Raw genomic sequence first — 23,245 nt, forward strand, 5'->3', positions numbered from 1 at the left:
TCATGGACTCCGACAGTTTGAATCCATCTTTTTGGGATGGAAACTAGCTCAGAATCAACTTGTGTGTACACGGTAGCACCTTGATAAGGGGAGGGTTGGGGTGGGGTAAAAAGTTTACGACTCCTGCAAGGATTGCTATACAATGGAAATCGGTAATCGGTAATTGGTAATTATTCATCGGTAATCGGTAATCGGAGGCTCTGCTTCCGGGTATTTCTTCCCAGGCTCTGCCTGGGAACAAGGCTATAAAAAATAAAAAATAACGAATATGTCTGAAGGGATTCTCGAATTCGCTGGCACTTGCTACTCCTATCCCTGCGGTTCGCGAGTGGCAATTCAGGGTTTAAATCTAAAAGTTCCTGCTGGGAAACGCTGCGGGCTGATCGGTCAAAATGGCTGTGGCAAAACTACATTTTTTCTGTTAGCAAATGGCTTATATCAACCGCAGCAGGGAATTATTAGCTGGCAAGGTGAACCCTTTCGCTACGATCGCAAATCTCTCATGCAACTGCGCCAACAAATCGGACTCGTCTTTCAAAATCCCGAACATCAATTAGTAGCTTCGACGGTAGAAGAAGATATCTCCTATGGATTGTACAATTTAGGCTTGAGAGAATCCGAAATTGCTCAACAGGTGCAGCAGGCGATCGAGCAATTCGATCTAAGCGAACTCGCCCGCGAACCAATTCACAATCTCAGTTTGGGCCAGAAAAAGCGGGTTTCCATCGCCGATATCATGGTGCTCAAGCCCAAACTGCTGCTGTTAGATGAACCTACTGCCTATCTAGATCCGCGTCACACCAGACAACTGATCGGTTTACTCCAACAAATTCACAACGCCGGAACCACTATCCTTTTAGCAAGTCACGACCTCGATTTCATCTACCGCTGGGCAGATTGGGTGTTTGTAATGGAGCGAGGAAAATTGATTTTAGAAGGAACACCGGAAACAGTTTTTGCTCAGCGGGATGTCTTGGAACAATTGCAGCTTGGGGTACCGCTGGCGATCGAGCTTATGGAGCAAATAAGGGCGATGTTTCCAACAGACGATCGCTCAAAAATGCCCAATTTCGAGGAATTGCAACAAAAAATTTTACAAAGTCGCAGACTTTAGTTATTTGTTATTTATTATTTGTTATTTATTATTTGTTATTTGGTGAATTAAATTCTTGTGGAAGAGGGATCTTGGCTGTTCCTAAAAATGGTGCTGTAAGTCCCTGTGATGTACTAACTTCGCTCGTACCAACTTTGCAGCGCCAAACGGTGAACTTCGCGCCAACTAATATTTTTAACTCGGGCAATTTCCGCGCAATCTTCGTATTCCGGCTGCACATTAGTAATCGTTTGGCCAGACTTAGCAACTTTTATTTGCACCTCGCCGTATTCAGTTTGAACTGTCTGGATCTCCCGGTGTAAAATCGTTCTCTGTTGAGTCGATCGCCTAATTCCCAGAGTAGTAGTCTCGCGAAAGATAACTGCTTCGCAAGCATCCTGAAATTCGGGATGACAAATCGCAGTTAACAAAACCCCCAGCCGCGACTTTTTCATCACAATTGGGGCAGTAAAAACATCCAGAGCCCCCGCGGCAAACAAAGCATCGAAAACATAGCCGATCGCCTGCGGACTCAAATCATCAATTTGTGTTTCCAATACCGTAATAGTTTCTATGGAATTGGGCATTGGGAATGGGGAATCGGGCATTGGGAATTGGGAATTAGTAGCCGTCTTTCTCCCACTCTCCCACTCTCCCACTCTCCCCCTCTCCCCTTCTTCCTTCTCCCCAATCCAGAGGCGCAAAATATTAGGAATTGCCAGATTGCGAGAACCTGCACCCAAACCGATCGCCTGAATTTGCATCGACGGTGGCGGGCCAAAACCAGCGGCTAGAGTACAGGCGATCGCAGTACCCGTAGGAGTGCACAATTCGCGATCGAGCCCATTGCTGTAAACCGGCACTCGGTGCGTTTCCCACAACCGCATCACCGCCGGCGTCGGCACCGCTAACTTACCGTGGGCCGCCTTCACCGTACCTGCACCAGTCGGCATCGCCGAAAAGTAAAACTCCTGAATATCCAACCAATCCAAACCCAAACAAGTACCGACAATATCAATAATTGCATCCGTCGCCCCCACCTCGTGAAAGTGAACCTCGCTTGCGGGGATACCGTGTACGGCACCTTCTGCCTCTGCTAATTTGCCAAATACGGCCAAACTCCAAGCTTCCACGCGCGGAGGCAATTTTGCAGAGACGATGATTTGCTCAATTTGTGGCAAATTGCGGTGATGAGTGTGGCTAATTTCGGCATCTGGTTCGCCGTGACTGTGAGAATGTTCTTCCCCATGATGATGGTGGTGGCGGGCGTCAAAAGTCGGGGATTCCGTTTCCGAGGGATCGAGTTCGGTAGCGGGATTTTCAGGTTTTAACGACAAATCTGCTGCTAAATCCACATAAAATTTAGTTGCTTGTTGAGTATTCCGGTGGACTAATTCTGTCCGCAACTGGTACTCTGTCGAAATGCCGAGCAAATTGAGTTTTTCGATTAGGTATTCTAAAGGAACGCCGGCGTGGAGGAGAGCTCCGATGCACATATCGCCCGCAATGCCGGTTGGACAGTCAAAATAAGCTATTTTATTCATTGTTAACAATTAATTTTTAGCATTGATTGTTTCACTCGATATTTCCATCGCCCACTTAGCCTGCAATATCTTAACATGGCAACTATTTACGAAGTGCATCCAGTTGCACCCCAAAAAGACCGGATCGAGAAAATTAAAAAAGCTCTGAAAGATGGGGCAGTGATGCTTTATCCGACAGATACAGTTTACGCGATCGGCTGCGATCTCAACTCCAAGTCTGCGGTAGAACGAGTCAGGCAGATCAAGCAACTCTCCAATGATAAGCCTTTAACGTTCCTGTGTTCCTCTCTGTCAAATATCACCGACTATGCTGCCGTCAGCGATGAAGCATACAGAATTATCAAGCGGTTAATACCCGGGCCTTATACATTTCTGCTGCCAGCTACCAAGTTAGTGCCACGGTTGGTAATGAACCCAAAACGCAAAACCACGGGAATTCGCGTTCCCGACCACCCGCTTTGTTTTACACTGTTGGAAGCTTTGGGAAATCCGATTATTTCAACATCCGCTCACATTACCACTGATGATGAAGGTGAAGCACCCGTGCCAGCAGCAAAAGCAGAAAGCTTTGGCAAAGCTGAGCTGTTTGACTGTTTTTCAAAGCTAGTGGATGTCATTGTCGATGACGGTTCCGATCCGGGATATCAAGTTTCTACCATTCTCGATTTGACACAAAGCGAACCGATTGTTGTTCGCCGTGGTTTGGGTTCGGAAGCTGTCGCCGTTTGGGGAAAAGATTAATTTTGGAGATACAATAAAATTCACTCTTTGTGGAACCGGCATCTTGCCTGTTCTTGAGAATAGTGAAATAAGGCCCAGAACCCAGACTTGTTCAAGAAGTTGGGTTCTGATTAGATTAACTCAAAACTGCTTTAAGCCTCTACCTTAACTCCTTTCCAAAAAGCAATATACCCAGCAATATTTTTAGCAGCATCTTTCGGAGTAGGATAGTACCAAGCAGCATCTTTATTAACTTGTCCGCCGACTTCGACACTGTAGTAACTAGCAACACCTTTCCAACCGCAAGTAGTGTGAGTGCTGCTGTCCTGGAAATACTCACGGTTGATGGCATCTGCGGGGAAATAATAGTTGTTGTCTACAACTTCGCACTTGTCGCTCTCGGCCAAAACGGCACCATTCCAAATTGCTTTCGGCATCAGTTTTTCTGCTTAAATTGAGATTCTCAATTATTGTAACTGTATTTGTGCTCAAAAAGCATAGAATAGTGTGGAAGCCAACAACCAACTACTGCAAATGTCAGCGTCTAATCCGCCAATATCTTCTGTGCCACTGTCCCTGGAACAAGCTCTTAAACATTTTTTTGGCTATGACTCTTTCCGTCCGGGGCAGCAGGAAATTGTCGAAGCTGCTTTACAAAAACGGGATATGATGATTGTCATGCCGACGGGCGGTGGCAAGTCTTTGTGTTTTCAATTACCGGCACTGTTGAAACCGGGATTGACTGTGGTTGTTTCGCCGTTAATTGCTCTGATGCAAGACCAGGTTGAAGCTTTGCAGGATAATGGAATTGGGGCGACTTTTCTCAACAGCACTTTGAGCTCTCAGGAAACCCGATCGCGCGAAACTGCGATTCTCGAAGGTAAGATTAAATTGCTCTACGTTGCGCCCGAACGGTTGCTGGGCGAGAGATTTTTACCGTTTTTAGATATAGTAGCAAATAAGTTAGGAATTTCGGCATTTGCAATCGACGAAGCCCACTGCGTTTCGGAATGGGGACACGACTTTCGACCAGAATACCGGCAAATGGAACGAGTGCGCGATCGATATCCCGACATTCCAATTATGGGACTAACCGCCACCGCCACCGAGCGCGTCCGCCAAGACATTATCCAACAGCTAACTCTGCGAAATCCCTACATCCACGTCGCCAGCTTCAACCGCCCCAATTTATACTACGAAGTCCGCCCCAAAACCAAACACAGTTTTGCCGAAGTTTTGCAAATCATCCAAAAAAAAGGCGGTTCGGGAATTATCTATTGCCTCAGCCGCAAAAAAGTTGATGAAGTTGCCTATAAATTGCAACAAAGCGGCATCCAAGCCTTACCCTACCACGCCGGCATGAACGATGTCGATCGCGCCACCAATCAAACCCGCTTCATTCGCGACGACGTGCAAGTAATGGTAGCCACAATAGCCTTCGGTATGGGCATTAACAAACCCGACGTGCGGTTTGTTATTCACTACGACTTGCCCAAGAACCTCGAAGGATACTATCAAGAATCCGGCCGCGCAGGCAGAGACAACGAACCCGCCCATTGCAGCTTATTTTTCGGCTACGGCGATGTCAAAATGATCGACTACATCATCGAGCAAAAACCAGATCCGCAAGAACAACGAATTGCCCGCCAACAGTTGCGCCGAGTAATCAACTATGCAGAATCCACCGATTGCCGTCGCACAATCCAGTTAAGTTATTTTGGCGATTCATTCCCCGGCAACTGCGGTACTTGCGATAACTGTTGCAATCAAAAACCCGTAGAAGATTGGACGATTGAGGCAATGAAATTTCTTTCTTGCGTCGCCCGATGCCAAGAAAAATTCGGCATGAATCACATTATTGATGTGCTGCGCGGTTCAAAAAATCAAAAAATATTGCAATACCAGCACAACCAACTTTCTACTTACGGAATTGGCAAAGATAGAAGTGCCGACGAGTGGAAAAAATTGAGTCGTTCGCTGTTAAATCAAGGTTTTTTAGAGGAAAAAACAGACGGATTTCCCATTTTGAAACTAAATGAAAAAAGTTGGGAAATTATGAAACGTCAGCGCATAGTTGAAATCGCCATTGAGCCCCAGCGGGAAGTACAGGGGAAAGTTCGTTCTTTGGCAGTAGAAGTAGAAGCTTTATTTACCATACTGCGGACGCTACGCAAACAAATTGCCGACGAACAATTTGTGCCACCTTACGTAGTTTTTGCCGATAAAAGCTTGCGAGATATGGCAGAAAAACGCCCGCAAAGTCTCAGAGAATTCGAGGATGTTTACGGCGTTGGTAGCAACAAGCGAGATAAGTACGGTAAGGTTTTCTTGGAGGCCATTCGCACTTTTTGCCAAGAACAAGGATTCCCAAGTGGTGCTGCATCTTCTGATGTCGCTAATCTTCCCAATCTTTCCAACGTGGCGTCTTATTCGCAGATGCAAACCTGGGAATTGTACCGACAAGGTTTGACAGTTCAAGGAATCGCCAATGCGCGGGGTATGAGTCCTAATACTATTTCTGGGCATCTGATAGAATTGATGGAAATGGGCAGGGAAGTTGATATAAATTTATTGGTAGAATCGGAACGCCAGCAGGCGATAGTCTACGCTATTGAAGTTATGGGGGATGAGAAACTGAGAGCAATTTATGATTTTTTGGAAGAACATTATACTTTTGAGGAGATTAAGTTTGTGCGGGCTTGGTGGCGGCAAAATTATGTCGGTTTTTAACCGCAGATGTAGGCTGATGAATGCAGATGGACGCAGATAATTGATGGGAGGAAGGCTACTCTTTGGCACATCTTAGCCGTATCATCTGTTATTTAGTTCACCCTACTTCATGCCGTTTCACCTGAGTTCGGCTCAATCAACGCCACTGCTAGTAATTGAGCAGCCTGCACGTTACTCATTGCGACTTCCCAAATGCCTTTTGCACAATAGTTGTAAAAGTTACGAACAGACAGAAACTATGAAAGCTACTGGTAAGGTGTATACCATTGACTTGGCTGGAAATCAGTATCAAAGCCCTCGCTACTTGCAAAGTCGGGCTAGGATTAACTCCCTCATCGACCATTATATGTCATTGGAAGTTTTGAGCGATCGACTTTCTGATCTCCCCCAGCAATTTTCCACCCCGCATCCCCGCCCTTGGGAACCCATAGATTGGCAAGGAATCAATCGCGATCAAATTATTGGTGTCAAGCCAGAAATCTTTTTGCAAATTTTGGCAAGTGCTGCAGAAATTGAAGCTCCCATCCGCAGCTATGGTAGAGAAAGTTGGTGCTACTTACAGCATATTTACCCGCAAATGGCACGGTTTATGGGAGGAATCTTTGATGACAATGGCAACATTTTAGAGATAGGTGTCTGGGAAAAAGAAGAACGCCAACATTGCCCGACTTTTAGGAAAATTTACCAGCAACTTACAGCCGAAAAACTGCAAGTTAAACCGAACTCTGTGAATGGCTGTCAATCCACAGGTGACGCTTGGCAAGATACCTACAAACACGTAATTAGTCGCCTGAGTACCGAGTGGGGAGCTACTTCTGTTTATTTATGGTTGATGGTACACTCAACTGGAGCGTTGCAACAGGCAATTTCTCAGCCTTTACAGGATGAGATCAATCATTTGGCTAAGTTTTGGGGTTTCAGCCGTTGGGCATTCTCCCAGAGTTATTTTAATCAACTGAAAGGCTCTACCAAAAACCTGATTGCTTTGCTGAAACACCATCAGATTGAACGCACGCACGGCAACGATGTGTTTAATACTTCACTCAGTCTCAAACAGCTTTCTTTGGTGTTGGAATTAACTTTTACATTCACGCGAGTGATGGTGCGTTTGCGGCGCTGGAACCGCGAACTCAGTCGCAGTTATCTCAGACATTTGTTTGGTACAGCACCGATGGTGGAGGCACCGCGCCAGGTCGCTTAAATAGGACTTATGGGGAGCAATTTTTACACTATTTGTGGGGATCAGGTGCGGTGTGCTTCGCCCTACAGATAGTGTCTGTGGGTAAGTCCTGTTAACAAAATTAAACCCGAATTGCAAAATTAAACGATCGCACTTCAGAGACAATTGAAATTAAAAGGTAGTATAAATCATGCAAATTACGATCGACCTTCCCGACAATCTCCCCCTGACTGAAGCCGATGTGAGGATAGAATTGGCGATCGTACTTTGTCAGCAACACAGCCTCAGTTTAGATAAAGTCACTCAACTCGCTAAAATTTCAGCGGACGATTTCTACCAAATATTAATCGATCGCAATATCGTCACCCCGCCTGCGGCTCCGGATGACGAACCTGCCGAACTCATAACTAGCCAGCCTCCGCAACTCTATGCAGCAAGTTAAAGAACGCAAATTGCCTTCTATTTCTGAACTCTGGGAGGGCCTTGTAAAGCTTTATGGTTGAATTTATGGTTCCCACTCACAGATAGACTCTTCCTTTAGAGGGCAAGTTTTGGGATCGATCGCATTGCCGCTGAGGTCGAACCTAGTCAGTTTAGTCAAGGATGCTAGCGGTTTGATATCGCCGATCTGATTGTCGCTGAGGTCGAGCCTAGTCAGGTTAGTCAAGGATGCTAGCGGTTTGATGTCGCCGATCTGATTGTCGCTGAGGTCGAGCCTAGTCAGGTTAGTGAAGGATGCTAGCGGTTTGATGTCGCCGATTCGATTGTCCAAGAGGTCGAGCCTAGTCAGGTTAGTCAAGGATGTTAGCGGTTTGATGTCGCCGATTCGATTTTCGCTGAGGTAGAGGCTCGTCAGTTTAGTCAAGGATGCTAGCGGTTTGATATCGCGGATCTGATTGTCCTTGAGGTAGAGTACCTTCAGGTTAGTCAAGGAGGCTAGCGGTTTGATATCGCCGATCTGATTGTCGCTGAGGAAGAGCCAAGTCAGGTTAGTCAAGGATGCTAGCGGTTGGATATCGCCGATCTGATTGTCCCTGATGAATAGAATAGTCAGGTTAGTCAAGGATGCTAGCGGTTTGATATCGCCGATCTGATTGTCGCTGAGGTCGAGGTTCGTCAGGTTAGTCAAGGATGCTAGCGGTTTGATATCGCCGATCTGATTGTCGTTGAGGCCGAGGTTCGTCAGGTTAGTCAAGGATGCTAGCGGTTTGATATCGCCGATTCGATTTTCGCTGAGGCCGAGGCTCGTCAGGTTAGTCAAGGATGCTAGCGGTTTGATGTCGCCGATCCCCTTGTCCAAGAGGTCGAGCTCTGTGAGACTAGAAAGTTTCCGATCTGCCGCATCGCAATCATTAGTCCCTGCTTCCTTCAACAACACGTCAACAGTATGTTTAGTTTCAGGACTCAAATCAGCTTTTTGGCGGCACCAATCCGCAAATGTTCGCTTGCTATTTCCCAGTTGCGGCTCTGCTGCCTGCACAGATAGTTCATTTCCCAATAATGCTAGGACGATCGCGCTCCCAATAACTACTATTAATCTTGATAAAATCATATTTTTTCCCAACGATAAGCGTCACATATTTTACTTGAAATTAAGGATACTATAAATTATGCAAATTACGATCGACCTTCCCGACAATCTCCCCCTGACTGAAGCCGATGTGCGGATAGAATTGGCGATCGAACTTTATCAGCAGCACAGCTATCGCGACTGAAATATTGAAGTGCGATCGGGCCTCATTTTCAAGTTTTATGGTTTAGGTTGTGGTTCCCACTTACAGATAGACTCTGGCTTGAGAGGACAAGTCTTGGGTGCGATCGGGTTTCCACTGAGATGGAGTTCTCCCAGGTTAGTCAAGGATTCCAACGGTTTGATGTCGCTGATTTGATTGTCGCTGAGGGAGAGCAATCTCAGGTTAGTCAAGGATGCTAGCGGTTTGATGTCGATGATTTGATTGTCGCTAAGGGTGAGCAAGTCAAGGGTAGTCAAGGATGCTAGCGGTTTGATGTCGTTGATTTGATTGTCGCCAAGGGTGAGCAAAGTCAGGTTAGTCAAGGATGCTAGCGGTTTGATGTCAGTGATTTGATTGTTGGCCAGGGCGATCATAGTCAGGTTAGTCAAGGATGCTAGCGGTTTGATGTCGTTGATTTGATTGTTGGCGAGCCCGATCACAGTCAGGTTAGTCAAGGATTCTAGCGGTTTGATGTCAGTGATTTGATTGTTGGCGCACCCGAGCCTAGTCAGGTTAGTCAAGGATTCTAGCGGTTTGATGTCAGTGATTTGATTGTTGTCGAGCCAGAGCCAAGTCAGTTTAGTCAAGGATGCTAGTGGTTTGATGTCGCTGATTTGATTGCTCATGAGCATGAGCCGAGTCAGGTTAGTCAAGGACTCTAGCGGTTGGATGTTGCTGATTTTATTGTCAATGAGTCTGAGTCCCGTGAGACTCGAAAGTTTCCGATCGGCCGCATCGCACTCAGTAGTCTCAGCTTTCTTCAACAGCACATCAACAGTATGTTTAAGTTCAGGACTCAAATCAGCTTTTTGGCGACACCAATCCGCAAATGTTCTGTTTCCCGATCGCGTTTCTTCAGCCTTCGCTCCAAGTGCATTTCCCGATAATGCTACGATCGCACTAAAAACAACTACTATCAACCTTGATAAATTAATGTGTTTCTGTGCAACTATAAATTTCATCATCTTGTATCTCTAATTTTCTGAATAGGCAATGGCAGGTTGGCCAACTGTCACGATACTGCCACAAAGTTCTAAAATAACTGTGATATTAAACTAATAGCCAATAATTTTATCTCCGAAAACTCAGGAAAATACCCTATGAACAGTACAGCATCTTACACATCGTCTCAAATGACCGATCGCGATCGCGCTAACCTCAGCCGCCTGATCGATTACAGTTCCATCCAATCGATACCCGAAATTTGGGCGATCGTCAAACAAAAATTCGGTCAAACCGTCGCCCTCCACGATCCCCACAGCAAACCAGAAATCAAACTCACCTACACCGACCTCTACCAGCAAATCCAGCAATTCGCCGCCGGCCTCCAAGCCCTCGGCATCGAAACAAATCCAGGAGAAGCCGTCCCTCCGCGCGTCGCCCTCTTCGCAGACAACAGCCCCCGCTGGCTGATAGCTGACCAAGGTATCATGATGGCCGGGGCAGCCAACGCCGTTCGAGGCGCTACCGCCGACCCCGAAGAACTCCTCTACATCATCCAAGACAGCGGCAGCACCGCTTTAGTAGTCGAAAACCTGGCATTACTCAAAAAATTGCAACACCGCCTCCCGGATTTGCCCATTCAACTCGTCGTCCTCCTTTCCGACGAAGAACCGGAAACCAGCCAAACCCTAAGCACAGTCAAATTTTCCCAAGTGATGACCACAGGGGCTAACCGTCCCCTCAAACCCTCCAACCACAAGCCTCAAACCCTCGCCACCCTCCTCTACACCAGCGGCACCACCGGCAAACCCAAAGGTGTTATGCTCACGCACAGCAACCTGCTACACCAAATCACCACCTTCGGGACAATTCTCCAACCCGAAGCCGGCGAATGTGCCCTCAGCATCCTGCCCAGTTGGCACGCCTACGAACGCAGCGTTGAATACTTCCTGCTTTCCCAAGGATGCACGCAAATTTACACCAATATTCGCTATTTCAAACAAGACTTTAAAACCTACAAACCCCAGTACATGGTGAGCGTTCCGCGCATCTGGGAATCGATTTACGAGGCAGTACAAAAGCAATTTCGGGAACAGCCAGCCAATAAACAAAAATTGGTTAACTTCCTGCTATCTGCCAGCCAACAATACATAGAATCCAGCCGCATTTTGCAAGGATTAACTCTCAGTTTGAAACCTGCTTCTGCTTCGGAAAAACTAATCGCCCGCATCAAAAGCATTCTATTATCTCCCATCCACGCCCTCGCCGAAAAACTGGTTTACCAAAAAGTCAGGGAAGCTACGGGAGGACGTTTTAAGTGGGCAATTAGCGGCGGCGGTTCTTTGGCCGGGCATTTAGACAATTTCTTTGAAATAGCGAATATCGGATTGTTGGTGGGATACGGTTTAACCGAAACATCTCCGGTTTTAACAGTCCGCCGCCCTTGGCACAATCTTAAAGGTTCCGCAGGACAGCCGATCGCCCATACCGAGATTAAAATAGTAGACCCGGAAACCAGAAAGCAACTGCCAACAGGCGATCGCGGTTTGGTATTGGCGCGGGGGCCACAAATCATGCAGGGCTACTATCTCAATCCCCAAGCGACTGCCAAGGCGATCGACTCCGAAGGCTGGTTCGACACCGGCGATTTGGGCTGGCTGACACCCGGAAACGACTTAATCTTGACCGGGCGGGCCAAAGATACGATCGTCCTCAGCAACGGCGAAAACATCGAACCCCAGCCCATAGAAGACGCCTGTGTCCGCAGCCCTTACATCGACCAAATTATGCTAGTAGGTCAAGATCAGAGATCCGTCGGCGCTTTAATTGTCCCCAATCAAGAAGCCGTGCAGAAATGGGCAGAAACTCAGACTCCCCCATTACACGAAATTGACTGGAATAGCAAGACAATTCAAGACTTATTCCGCAAAGAATTGAACCGAGAGGTGCAAAATCGCCCCGGATACCGCGCCGACGATCGCATCGGCCCGTTCCGGTTGATTCAGGAGCCATTTTCGATCGAAAATGGAATGTTGACCCAGACCCTGAAAATTAAGCGCCCGGTTGTGACGCAACACTACCGCGATATGATTGACGGGATGTTTTGAAATATTCGCAGGACTTGGGGAATGGAAAAGAAAAAATTATCCCAACACCCGAGTCCCGAGTCCGATTCCTCAGTCCTGGGCCATTAGTTCATGTTTACCAACTAATGACTAATGCCTAATTCCTAATTGACAAGCAACAACTTTATGGAACCACTATTACTCTTGAAGCGATCGATTAACGTTAAAGTCGTCGTTACTCCCCGCTGGAAAGAAGAAGCTCAACAGCAACTCCAAGGCCAAATCAACCAAATAGACTCTCAGCTACAGCAGCTAGAAATGCAAGGGCAGCGGATGGTTTCAGAAATCCAAAAGCAAAACCTGCACCCCCCAGGCCCGCAAGTAATACAGCAAATAGAAAACATTCAAGTGCAGGTGAATCAAAGAAAAAGCGAACTGCTAGAACAGAAAAACCAAAACCTGCAACAGCTTCAGCAAGTGCAGGTGCTAGACCTGGAACAAGAAGTGAGTCAAGGTCAAATTGACGGCACATTCACTGTCGGGCTGGGAGAAAACTTGATTCAAAAAATGCAAGTAGAAGTTCTCCTCCGCGACGGCATAGTCGAAGAAATTCGAGGTGATATTTAGAAATTGGTAAGTGGTAATTGGCGATCGGTAATGGGCAATTGATTTTGAGTCAACAGTCACACATCAAGAATGCGAGAGACTGGCATAATAATAAGTATTGCCAGTGGCCCATCGCCAATTATCAATTGCCAAATACCGATTACCTATTACCACATCAAAAGGACTTTTTACAGATGATTCGTGAAGTTTTCATGCCAGCCCTGAGCTCTACCATGACAGAGGGCAAAATTGTTTCTTGGGTCAAATCCGCTGGAGACAAAGTAGAAAAAGGCGAAACGGTGGTAGTCGTGGAATCCGACAAAGCCGACATGGACGTGGAGTCTTTCTACGAAGGCTATTTAGCAATAATTATTGTACCTGCGGGCGAAGTTGCTCCGGTGGGAGCGGCAATCGCCCTAGTAGCAGAAACGGAAGCCGAAATCGCCACAGCTCAGCAGCAAGGAGCCGCCGCCCCAAGCGCAGCAGCAGCCCCCGCTCCCAGCCCCGCTCCTGTGAGCGCATCTACATCGTCAGCAGGTTTGCAGCAAAATGTCAGCCGCCAAAACGGCCGCAGCGTCGTTTCTCCCCGCGCTCGCAAGTTAGCCAAAGAGTTTAAAGTAGATTTGAATTCTATCAAAGGCAGCGGGCCCAACGGTCGCATTGTCGCAGAGGATGTGGAAGCAGCAGCCGGCAAAGCCCAACCCGCTCCGGTTCAGCAACCGGTAACAGTCCCCGCAGCACCCGCACCTGCACCCGCAGCACCCGCCCCCGCAGCAGCCAAACCCGCCTCCGCACCAGTCCCGGCGATCGCACTTTCGGGCCAAAAAGTACCGATGAATGCGCTGCAAAATGCGGTGGTGCGGAATATGGAAGCAAGTTTGAGCGTGCCGTGTTTCCGCGTGGGTTACACAATTACTACTGATAATCTGGACAAACTCTACAAACAAATTAAGTCGAAGGGCGTCACGATGACGGCTATGCTGGCGAAGGCTGTAGCAGTAACTTTACAAAAACATCCTCTGCTGAATGCTTGTTATGTGGAGTCGGGGATTCAATACCGTGCTGATATTAATGTGGCGGTAGCGGTGGCGATGGATGGCGGCGGTTTGATTACGCCGGTGCTGCAAAATGCCGATCGCCTCGATATTTATTCGCTCTCCCGCACTTGGAAGGATTTAGTCGATCGCGCCCGCACCAAGCAGTTGAAGCCTGATGAATATAGCACGGGAACTTTTACTCTTTCCAATTTGGGAATGTTTGGAGTAGACAAGTTTGACGCGATTTTGCCGCCGAATCAAGGCTCGATTTTGGCGATCGGCTCTTCGCGGCCGCAAGTAGTGGCAAACGAGGAAGGCTTGATGGGAGTGAAGCGCCAAATGCAGGTGAATATTACTTGCGATCACCGGATTATTTACGGTGCTGACGCTGCATCTTTCTTGCAAGATTTAGCGAAATTGATTGAGACAAATCCTCAATCTTTGACGCTTTAATTAGTTGACTGTTGACTGTTGACTGTTTGCCCTTAATATCTACTCCGGTAGCATCGGAATTATTACCCACAGTCAGGACACGGCACTGCCGTGTCCCTACAATTAATTAGGGTAGGGACACGGCACTGCCGTGTCCTCGGTATCATTCCGATGCAACCGGAAACTATATTAAATGAACTTTCACCAAAACTTAATGCCTATCTTAACTCATTAACACAAAAACCCAAAGGTTAACAGTTAACCGTCAACCGTCAACCACCAACTAATTACTCGATCGCACGGTCAAAACTTGCGGCGGCGTCGCATCCGGCGGATACAAGAAATCCACCTGAACTAAACGTCGTTCCCGCGGCTTCATATTCACATTCACCAAAGGTTCCCCCTGCTGTCCCCGGCGCTGCACGATGTGAATGTAGCGCGTCAAAGTCTTGCCCGTATCATCATTAAACATCACCCGCACCGTACCTCGGAAAAATATCCGATTTTCAGGAGGATCATAAAACATCAATCCCCCCGATTCTGTATTTGCTTTGATCGGTGTTTGCATTTTAATGCTAACAGATTGGGAATCGCGAGATTTGTTGTAAAGCGGAAAAGTTAAGTTGTATTGAATCCCGTAATTACCATTAGCTAAGTAAGCAGTATCGGGATAGCGAACTAACATTTTAGCGCTTTGAACTTGACCAGTTCCAAAAGTACCCGTATCAGTAGTGCTCAAAGCATAGGAAAATGACTCGCCGCGCTTGGGAATAGTTAAATAATCGGTTCTCGAATTGTCCGTAATTTTAGCTTGCCACTGGGAACCTTCAGCTACTCCCGCAACGCGGCCATAAATTTTTTGCACCGGATTTTCGCCTCTGGGAGTTGGTGCTAAATCTCTTGGCCCCGCTAAACCTTTGGTATTTAAAATATTTTCCCACTCTTCTAAAGTCGGATATTGTTCGACTCCTCCTTGACTTTTAGGAGCAAACATTGCTAATGATGCTACATAAACCGAATTGCTGCTCGACACTCGCATCAAGGTTGATCGACCATTGGAAGAAGGCGTGACATTCCCCACAGGTATCGGCAAATTCATCAGCATTCGGCTCTGATGGGGCGGAATCTCGATCGCAGCCGGCAAAATGGCTTGTCTGTATCCCCGCAACACATCGCTCGTGATGCGGCTTCCAGGCCCCGCAAACACAGTGCCGAATCGATTCTCTAAATACGACGGCAAATCGATAAACAAGGCATCCGGCCGAGTTAAATAAGTCGCTCCTTGCAAGACATTTAAAGTAACAGGTTCGGAGTTAGGATTGTGGACAATTATTCCTTGAAATAAGGTGCGAATTTCTTCGCGATTTTTAGCTTTGGCGATGTGGTGGGCAAAGATGTCAAATCGACCTTTGAAGGGAAAGTTTAAGTGTGCAGAAGGTACTTGTTTTCCTTCGGGCCCAAATGTGGAGAGCAAAATGCCTTCGGTTTGCACAACTTCGGGGCTGTTGCTGTTGAAAACGGGGATGTTGTCGAGTTGTCCTGGTAGTACGCGCACTTGCTGGGGCATTGTCACTGTTTTCAGCGGGCTGCTGCTTGGCTGTGGCGGCAAATCCAGTTCGTTTTCGGGTACGGGGACTTCTGGGTCGATGATCAGTTGTTGTTGGGCGGGAGGTGCGAGGATTGTTTGAGCTAAGGGGAAAATTGGCAAAAACATTGCTGAGAGCGCGTTTAACTGAACTTGCAGAAGATTGCTACATAGCAACCGACACAAAACTTTACCACAAGTTGGTTGATATTTTCTGGAGATTTTGAGATTTTAGGTCAATTTTTGCGCTATTTCAAATATGAAGCTCACTGATATTGTCACAACCAACGACGCTCTATCGTCTTATCTATAAATAACTCACAGGCTGTAACAGGAGGTTCGCAGATGAGGGTTTTTGTAGCAGGGGCAACAGGAGCGATCGGTAGTCCGCTAATCGCACAATTGCTTGAGAAAGGACACCATGTTATTGCTTTAACCCGCTCTCTAGAAAAAGCACAAACTTTAGCCCAACAAGGTGTGGAACCTGCGATCGCAGATGTATTCGATGCGGATGCGGTTCAGGCTGCCATCAGCCGCGCTCAACCGGATGTGGTAATTGAACAACTCACTTCTCTGCCCAAAACCTACACCAACGAGTCGATGCAGGCAGCAGCAGCATTGAACGATCGCATCCGTCGAGAAGGCGGTGCTAATGTGCTGAAGGCTTCGCTGGCGGCTGGTGTACGTCGTTACCTGATGCAGTCGATCGGATTTTGGGCGGTTCCCGGTGCAGGATTGGCAGACGAGGAAACGCCCTTAGCCTTGGATGCCTCACCCGCAGTTGCAGACGGCACTCGCACGGTTAATGAGCTCGAACATCGCTTACTCACAACACCCAACATAGAAGGGATTGTCCTGCGTTATGGCTTCTTCTACGGCCCGGGTACTTGGTACGCTCCCGATGGCGATGTTGCCCAACAGGTGCGGCAGCAACAATTCCCGATCATCGGAAATGGCGAAGGGGTATGGTCGTGGATTCATATTGAGGATGCGGCGGCAGCGACAGTTGCGGCAGTTGATCGGGGTAATTCAGGCATTTATCTGATTGCGGACGATCGACCTTTAGAGGTGCGCGTGTGGCTCTCTGCTTATGCACAATGGCTAAATACTTTACCACCACCCCACGTATCGGTTGAGCAGGCTCTGCGTATCAGTGGCGCGGATGCTGTTTACTACGGCACTCAGATGAGAGGCGTATCGAATGCCAAAGCAAAACGCGAGCTAAATTTTCAGGCTCGACCCTTGGAATGGATGGTTAATGCAGCCGTTGCTCGTATCAGCTAACAATTTATGGGAGAAGCAAGATGAAGGTTGCTCAATATGGAACAACGATCGTAGTCATTCATGCGATCGCGCATGGACTACATGGCTTAGCGCACGAGCAAATCCCTGTTCCCCTTTCTCTCTTTCAGGCTGTATTTGTGGGTGTTGTGATTCTGCTGGCTCCCATCATTGCCGCCGTTTTACTATGGACACAGTTCTACCGCATCGGTAGCTGGCTATTGCTATATTCAATGGCGGTCTCGATAATGTTTGGGATCTACAATCATTACATCGTAATTAGCCCCGATCATGTTTCTCACGTTTCCTTTGTAGGCTGGGGTTTGCTTTTCCAGGTAACAGCTATCCTCACATTAATTGTGGATGGATTAGCGTGTTGGATTAGCATATCGGCATTGAAAGCTGTACCGCAAAACGAAAAGGTCTTATGAGTCCTCTCGATGACTTTAACCACTATCGTCCGATGCTGTTTTCGATCGCCTACCGGATGCTGGGTAGTGTGACCGATGGTGAGGATATGGTGCAAGAAACCTTTTTGCGCTGGCAGCAGACACCAAGCGAAACGGTGCGATCGGCAAAGACTTATTTAGCTACCATCATTACTCGTCTGTGCATCGATCATATGCGATCGGCTCGTGTCCGACGAGAAGAATACGTCGGCACCTGGCTACCGGAACCGATAATCACGCAACAATCTCATGATTCAACCGATCTGATGGAATTAGCAGACTCACTCTCGACGGCGTTTTTAGTCGTAATGGAGCGTTTATCTCCCCTTGAGCGGGCGGTTTTTCTGCTCCGCGATGTATTTGAATATGACTATGATGAAATTGGTCACATGGTCGGCAAGAGTCCCACCAACTGTCGCCAAATTCTCCGACGGGCGAAGCAACACCTTGCTGCTCAACGTCCGCGTTTTCCTGTTTCCAAGTCTCAACAGGAACAGATTAGATCTCACTTTTTAGATGCCTCCAGTAAGGGCGATTTGCAGGATTTGCTGCTGCTGTTGGCGAAAGATGTAACGTTTTGCTCAGATGGTGGTGGTCTGGTAGTTGCCGCCATCAAGCCACTACATGGGGCAATGAAAGTGGCTCGGTTTCTATTGGCAGTTCGTCGAAAATGGCTGCCTCATTCTGTTTCTCGTTTAGTTGAAATCAACGGACAGCCTGGCATTATCCAGTATCTGGATGGAAACATTCACAGCGTTACAACGTTTGAGATTGTCGGTGATTGTATCCAATCAATTTACAGCGTGCGGAATCCAGAAAAGCTAGAGCGGATTTGCAAAGATCTCTCTTTGGATCGGTAGTTGAGAGCGATCGTTTCTGTATAGTCATTTCATCAAGGTATTTACATCAAAAGTTTCAATCAACATTAGTTAACCAATACAATAATCAAAAGGAGCGATTATGTCTGACAAGAAAGCGTCAACGGACTACCCGATCCATGAATTTCTCGCAGAACGATGGAGTCCTTATGCCTTCCAAGATAGGCCGGTTTCGGAAGTCGATCTTCGTTCATTGTTCGAGGCGGCGCGATGGGCGGCATCTTCCTACAACGAGCAACCTTGGAGTTATATCGTTGCGACTAAGGATAACCCTGAGCATTTTCAACAACTCCTATCGTGTCTGGTTGAAGGAAATCAGGTTTGGGCAAAAGACGCTCCGGTTCTTGCTTTGGGGATTGTCAGCCTCAAATTTGCTCGGAATAACGAAGACAACCGGGCTGCGATTCACGATCTCGGAACTGCTACAGGCAATCTGGTAGTAGAGGCGACGGCACGGGGAATTTGTGTGCATCAGATGATCGGTATCCTTCCAGACAAGGCTCGCGAGCTCTTTAACATCCCTGAAGGTTCGGAGGCGTGGACGGGGATGGCGATCGGCTATCAGGGCGATCCAATGACACTCCCGGATGCTCTCAAGGAACGCGACTTGATGCCAAGGCAACGGAAACCCCTAGAGCAATTTGTATTCAGTGGAAAGTGGGGAAATGCCTCATCGCTGCTGAAGGAGTGACTCTTAAACAATTTTAGTGAATGAGGTAATGAAAGCCACTTTGCTATCAGCCTAATAGATCATTTTAATCAACACCTTCGCGACTGAGATCGAACTTACCGATCGGGTTGATCAGTGGGGGATCGCCATTTTAAGTTTGACTTTACTCCTATTGTCACAACCAACGATGCTGTTTCGTCTGATCTGTAAATAACTCACAAGGTTTAATAGGAATTTCACAGCCGATCGCGCTCGACAAATTGTTTCAAATATGAGCTAGCTCATTGAAGCAATTAGAAAGCTGTTGCACGATCAAAGTAGACAAACTGTCCCATCTCTCTCAACACATCACAGGAGATATTGACATGAATAACACCACAGTTTCCAACGATTCACCAGCAGCACCACCTGAAATTACGCTAATCCCAAATAATTCGCTGTTAACCGAAACGCCTGAAGAGGGGCGGCAATTAGCCGTGAAAATGGCGCGTCTGATTATCAAGCTGACTCAGCCTGATGAAGAAAAACGGTTACAACTGCGAGATGTTTATGGCAATGATGCCATGATGCTAATTGCAGTTGGGCAGACAGTTGCGACAGAGTTTGCCACAATCGCTGCTGCCAATAACTACTGGCGGAAGTAGTATTTCAAAATCGTTAAATCAATCATGTGTTCTGATTTTGAAGGAATATACAATGAAAATGTTGATTCGATTAATCGTCAGTTTTTTCGTGTTTATTGTGGATGTCGTGTATGGCGATCGCTCCTACGCTCGGTTTTATGTACTCGAAACGATCGCCCGCGTTCCTTATTTTTCCTATGTCTCAGTGCTGCATCTCTACGAGACGCTGGGTTTGTGGCGCAAAGCTGATTTGTTGAAAGTTCACTTTGCTGAAACCTGGAACGAATTACATCATTTGTTGATTATGGAATCACTGGGAGGCGATCGCATCTGGATCGATCGATTCATCGCTCAACACATTGCAGTGGCTTACTACTGGGTTGTCGTGCTGCTCTATATGCTGTTTCCCCAGTACGCCTACTACCTGATGGAGCTGATTGAAGATCATGCCTACCAAACCTATGACGACTACTTGAAAATCAATGAAGCAGAACTGAAAAGTCAACCTGCTCCCCAAGTCGCCATCAACTTCTATCGCGATGGCGATCTTTATATGTTTGACGAAGTTCAGACTACATCAAATCATGAATTTCGCCGTCCCAAGGTGGATGATTTATACGACGTGTTCGTGAACATCCGTGATGACGAACGCGAACACGTCAAAACAATGGTGGCACTCCAAAAACCAGAAGCGCGGCAAACCTTCAAAAGTCCCCATACCGTTTTTGAATTGATAGCTGCAAACACCGATAAAACTGGCTGATTTTTAAAATTGTTATGCACTTTGAAACAATTCGAGGTCAACGATTCCTGTTGTATTAGTTCTACAACACTCTTGAGAACCATGAACACACTACTGAAAATATCCGCGTTACTCCTTGCTCTGCCAATTAGTGTCTTAGCTAATTTTTCCTTACCTGCCTCTGCTGATTCTACTGCTAGCATCATCCTCAGTACGAAATGCCAGGGTGGTTACAATATCAATATTTGGCAGAATAAAACTTCCCGTGAACTGCTCTATCGCTCGACCAGTCCCAAAGGTAATTTAAGTTTGGGTAGAGGAACTGTGAAAGCGACAGAAGGTGTTCGAGTGTATAAATTTCGGAAGGGAAATTATGAATATTGGGTGTGGGATGGCACGTTGGATAGCCCGCAGTCGGGAACTTTAGAGGTGTATAAAAACAACAGAATCTTGATGCAGAAAGCTTGTACTAAAAGTTGAATGTTCTAGAAGGTTTTAGGCATAAAACAACACACAGGAGAATATCATGACAAACTATGACTACATTGTGATTGGTGCAGGTTCAGCAGGCTGCGTAGTCGCTAACCGTCTGACAGAAGACAGTGAAACAACCGTGTTGTTACTCGAAGCGGGCAATCGGGATACTAAACCAGAGATTCAAATCCCAGTGGAATGCCTACATTTGCTAGGCACTGAGGTGGACTGGGCATATTTCTCTGAACCAGAACCGTACCTGAATAATCGCAAAATCTTTTGTCCTCGTGGCAAAGTCTTGGGAGGCAGCAGTTCGATTAATTTCCTGATGTATATCCGAGGTAATCCTCACGACTACAATCACTGGCAGGAATTGGGTAATCCTGGTTGGAGTTACCAGGATTTACTGCCCTATTTCAAGAAATCTGAACACTCCTCACGCGGTGCCTCTGAATATCACGGTGTAGATGGCGAGTTGAGCGTGACTGATATCATTTCCCCTGCCGTCGTATCCCAGCGACTTGTAGACGCAGCGGTGGCACTGGGATATGACGACAATCCTGATTTCAACGGCAGACAGCAGGAAGGGACGGGACTATATCAGTACACGGTCAAGGATGGTAAACGGCACAGTACCGCTGCGGCATTTCTCTTACCGATTCTCAAGCGTCCCAATTTAACAACGACAACAGGCGCGTTAGTCACTCGATTGTTGTTTGAAGGAACCCGCACGGTTGGAGTCGAATACATACATGAAGGAACGTTGCACCAAGTCAGAGTTAACCAGGAAGTTATTTTAAGTGCTGGTGCGTTCGATTCGCCTAAGCTGCTGATGTTGTCCGGGATTGGGGATGCAGAATACTTGCAATCATTGGGTATTTCTGTCGTCGTTGATTTGCCAGGAGTTGGTCAGAACCTGCAAGATCATGTTGTAGTTCCTGTGCCATATGAGGCAATTCAGGATGTACACCCTGCCATTACCAGTAATGCGATCGCCGAAGCTGGATTGTTTGCACATAGTGAGGGGAATCAGGAGGTTACGCCAGATTTACAGCTAATCTTTGGCCCCATCCTGTGGCAACTTCCGGGCTATCCCAATTCTGGTGTAGGATTTACGGGTCTAATGATTTTGACGCATCCCGAAAATATTGGTAGTGTTAAGTTACGATCGCCCGATCCCAAAGATGCACCCATGATTCGGCTGAACTATCTGCAAAATCGATCGGATGTGCAGAAGCTGATTGAAGGCATTAAATTAATCCGCAAGTTATTTCAAACCAGTGCTTTTGATGAGTTTCGAGGCAGAGAAGTCGCGCCCGGTGCCGAGGTGACTAACGATGAAGCTCTCGAAGCTTATGTTCGGGAAACGTGTGGTACGGTGTTTCATCCTGTGGGCACTTGCAAAATGGGAACCGATCGAATGGCGGTTGTAGACCCCGAACTCCGGGTATATGGGGTTGAGGGGTTGCGTGTTGTGGATGCCTCAATCATGCCAACCCTGACGACGGGGAATACTAACGCGCCGACAATTGCGATCGGCGAAAAAGCAGTGGATTTAATCAAAGCCACAGGTTGTGTTTCACAGCAAACACATTTAGCAATTGCCAACTAAAAGGGAGCGCGAGCCGCGATCGGCTGGACGAAACTGGTTGATTCTAGACCTCATAATCACCTTGGGCATCGCATCTAGCTTTGCCCAATTTTACTTTTTCGCTTCCCACAATGAGCTAGCTCAAAGACATTGCAGGCAACAACTGTCAAAGTAAAGGTAGTTCAAGGTTATGAGGGTAACAATATGACTCTCACAAAAACAAAGACAACTTTATCTCAAGTAGAAATTCTCGCCAAACTCTACCTAGAAGGCAAGCCTGCCGAAATTTCTAAAGAAACCATCGCCCAACTCTGTGACTGGCTCATGGATGAGTTTCATCAATTGCCCTTAAATCTGCAATTTTCCGATTATATGCGTTATGACAACGCTAAAGAAATGTTTGGCGATATTGAAAAAGGTCATCTCTGGGTATCGGCCGAGAGTTATGATTCTGCTGTTTATCCTAATCCGATCTATGGCTTTATTTTCCAGGGAATGCACGATTATGACCACTACTTGACGGATAGCGACTTCAGCCTGGATGGGGAAATCGCGGCTTACCATTTCGCAACAAAACGTGTGCCGAGTTTAGATATCCAAAAGATTCTTTATTCGGAAATTGTACTGCGCTCGGCTGCCTATCTTTATTTAGGACATACAGCCGATCCCAAAATTGTTTTTCCGTATCACTCAAACAGGTGAAACATAATGCACCAGTCTCCTTGTTGTTCTTATCCATTGCTGGGACACGTTCAGCACCATGAAATTTGTTGGTTTTTTGCCCACTGTTGGGCCTTAGCGGGTGACAAGGCACCTCTAGTCTAAACAGGACAAAGGTTTGAGAGAATGGTAAGGTAAAAAAATAAGGA

Annotated in this window: 22 protein-coding genes; 17 read left to right on the forward strand and 5 right to left on the reverse strand. The window is 47.0% G+C overall.

Going from position 1 to position 23,245, the window contains the following annotated elements:
- Positions 1–268: 268 nt before the first annotated feature.
- Entirely contained in the window at positions 269–1,114 is an 846-nt protein-coding gene (locus QUA40_RS20710) for an ABC transporter ATP-binding protein (RefSeq protein WP_333129261.1), read from the forward strand.
- Between the two features lie 113 nt (positions 1,115–1,227).
- Here QUA40_RS20710 and larC read toward each other — a convergent pair whose 3' ends face one another.
- Entirely contained in the window at positions 1,228–2,637 is a 1,410-nt protein-coding gene (gene larC, locus QUA40_RS20715; RefSeq protein WP_333129264.1) for a nickel pincer cofactor biosynthesis protein LarC, read from the reverse strand.
- 75 nt (positions 2,638–2,712) lie between these two features.
- Between larC and QUA40_RS20720 the strand changes: the two genes are divergently transcribed.
- A complete protein-coding gene (locus tag QUA40_RS20720; protein WP_333129266.1) occupies positions 2,713–3,378 on the forward strand; it encodes an L-threonylcarbamoyladenylate synthase in 666 nt (221 codons plus the stop codon).
- A 131-nt stretch (positions 3,379–3,509) separates the two neighbouring features.
- Here QUA40_RS20720 and QUA40_RS20725 read toward each other — a convergent pair whose 3' ends face one another.
- A complete protein-coding gene (locus QUA40_RS20725; RefSeq protein WP_333129268.1) occupies positions 3,510–3,794 on the reverse strand; it encodes a DUF427 domain-containing protein in 285 nt (94 codons plus the stop codon).
- Between the two features lie 97 nt (positions 3,795–3,891).
- On the opposite strand from QUA40_RS20725, the gene recQ reads away from it, so the two are divergent.
- From recQ to QUA40_RS20740, 3 genes are all read left to right on the forward strand, one after another.
- Positions 3,892–6,087 carry a DNA helicase RecQ gene (gene recQ, locus QUA40_RS20730; protein ID WP_333129270.1) on the forward strand — a complete coding sequence of 732 codons (2,196 nt, stop codon included), beginning with the start codon at positions 3,892–3,894 and terminating at the stop codon, positions 6,085–6,087.
- A gap of 109 nt (positions 6,088–6,196) precedes the next feature.
- The gene (locus QUA40_RS20735) at positions 6,197–7,288 is read left to right on the forward strand and encodes a hypothetical protein (protein ID WP_333129272.1); all 1,092 of its coding nucleotides are present in this window, start codon (positions 6,197–6,199) and stop codon (positions 7,286–7,288) included.
- A gap of 169 nt (positions 7,289–7,457) precedes the next feature.
- The gene (locus QUA40_RS20740; RefSeq protein WP_333129274.1) at positions 7,458–7,709 is read left to right on the forward strand and encodes a UPF0175 family protein; all 252 of its coding nucleotides are present in this window, start codon (positions 7,458–7,460) and stop codon (positions 7,707–7,709) included.
- A 63-nt stretch (positions 7,710–7,772) separates the two neighbouring features.
- On the opposite strand, the gene QUA40_RS20745 is transcribed toward QUA40_RS20740, so the two are convergent.
- The gene (locus tag QUA40_RS20745; RefSeq protein ID WP_333129276.1) at positions 7,773–8,819 is read right to left on the reverse strand and encodes a leucine-rich repeat domain-containing protein; all 1,047 of its coding nucleotides are present in this window, start codon (positions 8,817–8,819) and stop codon (positions 7,773–7,775) included.
- A 198-nt stretch (positions 8,820–9,017) separates the two neighbouring features.
- Entirely contained in the window at positions 9,018–9,965 is a 948-nt protein-coding gene (locus tag QUA40_RS20750) for a leucine-rich repeat domain-containing protein (RefSeq protein ID WP_333129278.1), read from the reverse strand.
- A 135-nt stretch (positions 9,966–10,100) separates the two neighbouring features.
- Here QUA40_RS20750 and QUA40_RS20755 point away from each other — a divergent pair, with 135 nt between their 5' ends.
- From QUA40_RS20755 to QUA40_RS20765, 3 genes are all read left to right on the forward strand, one after another.
- Entirely contained in the window at positions 10,101–12,050 is a 1,950-nt protein-coding gene (locus QUA40_RS20755) for a long-chain fatty acid--CoA ligase (RefSeq protein WP_333129280.1), read from the forward strand.
- Between the two features lie 144 nt (positions 12,051–12,194).
- Complete coding sequence (locus tag QUA40_RS20760; protein WP_333129282.1) at positions 12,195–12,635, forward strand: YlqD family protein; 441 nt, start codon at positions 12,195–12,197, stop codon at positions 12,633–12,635.
- Between the two features lie 173 nt (positions 12,636–12,808).
- A complete protein-coding gene (locus QUA40_RS20765; RefSeq protein WP_333129284.1) occupies positions 12,809–14,104 on the forward strand; it encodes a dihydrolipoamide acetyltransferase family protein in 1,296 nt (431 codons plus the stop codon).
- A gap of 262 nt (positions 14,105–14,366) precedes the next feature.
- On the opposite strand, the gene QUA40_RS20770 is transcribed toward QUA40_RS20765, so the two are convergent.
- Positions 14,367–15,797, reverse strand: coding sequence for a DUF3370 domain-containing protein (locus QUA40_RS20770; RefSeq protein ID WP_333129286.1), 1,431 nt, complete (start codon positions 15,795–15,797; stop codon positions 14,367–14,369).
- A gap of 216 nt (positions 15,798–16,013) precedes the next feature.
- On the opposite strand from QUA40_RS20770, the gene QUA40_RS20775 reads away from it, so the two are divergent.
- From QUA40_RS20775 to QUA40_RS20815, 9 genes are all read left to right on the forward strand, one after another.
- Positions 16,014–16,952, forward strand: a complete 939-nt coding sequence (locus QUA40_RS20775) for an NAD(P)-dependent oxidoreductase (RefSeq protein ID WP_333129288.1) — start codon at positions 16,014–16,016, stop codon at positions 16,950–16,952.
- A gap of 20 nt (positions 16,953–16,972) precedes the next feature.
- Entirely contained in the window at positions 16,973–17,380 is a 408-nt protein-coding gene (locus tag QUA40_RS20780; RefSeq protein ID WP_333129290.1) for a hypothetical protein, read from the forward strand.
- Complete coding sequence (locus tag QUA40_RS20785) at positions 17,377–18,258, forward strand: RNA polymerase sigma-70 factor (RefSeq protein ID WP_333129292.1); 882 nt, start codon at positions 17,377–17,379, stop codon at positions 18,256–18,258. Before QUA40_RS20780 ends, QUA40_RS20785 begins: the two co-directional genes overlap by 4 nt.
- Before the next feature lie 100 nt (positions 18,259–18,358).
- Positions 18,359–18,967 carry a nitroreductase family protein gene (locus QUA40_RS20790; protein WP_333129294.1) on the forward strand — a complete coding sequence of 203 codons (609 nt, stop codon included), beginning with the start codon at positions 18,359–18,361 and terminating at the stop codon, positions 18,965–18,967.
- 344 nt (positions 18,968–19,311) lie between these two features.
- Positions 19,312–19,590: a hexameric tyrosine-coordinated heme protein gene (locus QUA40_RS20795; RefSeq protein WP_333129296.1), complete on the forward strand. Its 279-nt coding sequence runs from the start codon at positions 19,312–19,314 to the stop codon at positions 19,588–19,590.
- 52 nt (positions 19,591–19,642) lie between these two features.
- Positions 19,643–20,332 carry an alternative oxidase gene (locus QUA40_RS20800; RefSeq protein WP_333129298.1) on the forward strand — a complete coding sequence of 230 codons (690 nt, stop codon included), beginning with the start codon at positions 19,643–19,645 and terminating at the stop codon, positions 20,330–20,332.
- Between the two features lie 81 nt (positions 20,333–20,413).
- Positions 20,414–20,791, forward strand: coding sequence for a hypothetical protein (locus QUA40_RS20805; protein ID WP_333129300.1), 378 nt, complete (start codon positions 20,414–20,416; stop codon positions 20,789–20,791).
- Between the two features lie 46 nt (positions 20,792–20,837).
- Positions 20,838–22,397, forward strand: coding sequence for a GMC family oxidoreductase N-terminal domain-containing protein (locus tag QUA40_RS20810; protein ID WP_333129303.1), 1,560 nt, complete (start codon positions 20,838–20,840; stop codon positions 22,395–22,397).
- A 183-nt stretch (positions 22,398–22,580) separates the two neighbouring features.
- Positions 22,581–23,078 carry a transposase gene (locus QUA40_RS20815; RefSeq protein ID WP_333129305.1) on the forward strand — a complete coding sequence of 166 codons (498 nt, stop codon included), beginning with the start codon at positions 22,581–22,583 and terminating at the stop codon, positions 23,076–23,078.
- The last annotated feature ends 167 nt before the right edge of the window (positions 23,079–23,245 follow it).

The organism is Microcoleus sp. Pol11C3, from assembly GCF_036701485.1.
Lineage (GTDB): Bacteria > Cyanobacteriota > Cyanobacteriia > Cyanobacteriales > Microcoleaceae > Microcoleus.

Excerpts from the sequence above, each read along its gene's own strand:
- QUA40_RS20805 (WP_333129300.1), top strand. The coding sequence starts at position 20,414 with ATGAACACACTACTGAAAATATCCGCGTTACTCCTTGCTCTGCCAATT.
- QUA40_RS20785 (WP_333129292.1), top strand. The coding sequence starts at position 17,377 with ATGAGTCCTCTCGATGACTTTAACCACTATCGTCCGATGCTGTTTTCG.
- QUA40_RS20740 (WP_333129274.1), top strand. The coding sequence starts at position 7,458 with ATGCAAATTACGATCGACCTTCCCGACAATCTCCCCCTGACTGAAGCC.
- QUA40_RS20765 (WP_333129284.1), top strand. The coding sequence starts at position 12,809 with ATGATTCGTGAAGTTTTCATGCCAGCCCTGAGCTCTACCATGACAGAG.
- QUA40_RS20750 (WP_333129278.1), bottom strand. The coding sequence starts at position 9,965 with ATGATGAAATTTATAGTTGCACAGAAACACATTAATTTATCAAGGTTG.
- QUA40_RS20795 (WP_333129296.1), top strand. The coding sequence starts at position 19,312 with ATGAATAACACCACAGTTTCCAACGATTCACCAGCAGCACCACCTGAA.
- QUA40_RS20800 (WP_333129298.1), top strand. The coding sequence starts at position 19,643 with ATGAAAATGTTGATTCGATTAATCGTCAGTTTTTTCGTGTTTATTGTG.
- QUA40_RS20745 (WP_333129276.1), bottom strand. The coding sequence starts at position 8,819 with ATGATTTTATCAAGATTAATAGTAGTTATTGGGAGCGCGATCGTCCTA.
- QUA40_RS20810 (WP_333129303.1), top strand. The coding sequence starts at position 20,838 with ATGACAAACTATGACTACATTGTGATTGGTGCAGGTTCAGCAGGCTGC.
- QUA40_RS20720 (WP_333129266.1), top strand. The coding sequence starts at position 2,713 with ATGGCAACTATTTACGAAGTGCATCCAGTTGCACCCCAAAAAGACCGG.
- larC (WP_333129264.1), bottom strand. The coding sequence starts at position 2,637 with ATGAATAAAATAGCTTATTTTGACTGTCCAACCGGCATTGCGGGCGAT.
- QUA40_RS20725 (WP_333129268.1), bottom strand. The coding sequence starts at position 3,794 with ATGCCGAAAGCAATTTGGAATGGTGCCGTTTTGGCCGAGAGCGACAAG.
- recQ (WP_333129270.1), top strand. The coding sequence starts at position 3,892 with ATGTCAGCGTCTAATCCGCCAATATCTTCTGTGCCACTGTCCCTGGAA.
- QUA40_RS20815 (WP_333129305.1), top strand. The coding sequence starts at position 22,581 with ATGACTCTCACAAAAACAAAGACAACTTTATCTCAAGTAGAAATTCTC.
- QUA40_RS20770 (WP_333129286.1), bottom strand. The coding sequence starts at position 15,797 with ATGTTTTTGCCAATTTTCCCCTTAGCTCAAACAATCCTCGCACCTCCC.
- QUA40_RS20755 (WP_333129280.1), top strand. The coding sequence starts at position 10,101 with ATGAACAGTACAGCATCTTACACATCGTCTCAAATGACCGATCGCGAT.
- QUA40_RS20780 (WP_333129290.1), top strand. The coding sequence starts at position 16,973 with ATGAAGGTTGCTCAATATGGAACAACGATCGTAGTCATTCATGCGATC.
- QUA40_RS20735 (WP_333129272.1), top strand. The coding sequence starts at position 6,197 with ATGCCGTTTCACCTGAGTTCGGCTCAATCAACGCCACTGCTAGTAATT.
- QUA40_RS20775 (WP_333129288.1), top strand. The coding sequence starts at position 16,014 with ATGAGGGTTTTTGTAGCAGGGGCAACAGGAGCGATCGGTAGTCCGCTA.
- QUA40_RS20790 (WP_333129294.1), top strand. The coding sequence starts at position 18,359 with ATGTCTGACAAGAAAGCGTCAACGGACTACCCGATCCATGAATTTCTC.
- QUA40_RS20760 (WP_333129282.1), top strand. The coding sequence starts at position 12,195 with ATGGAACCACTATTACTCTTGAAGCGATCGATTAACGTTAAAGTCGTC.
- QUA40_RS20710 (WP_333129261.1), top strand. The coding sequence starts at position 269 with ATGTCTGAAGGGATTCTCGAATTCGCTGGCACTTGCTACTCCTATCCC.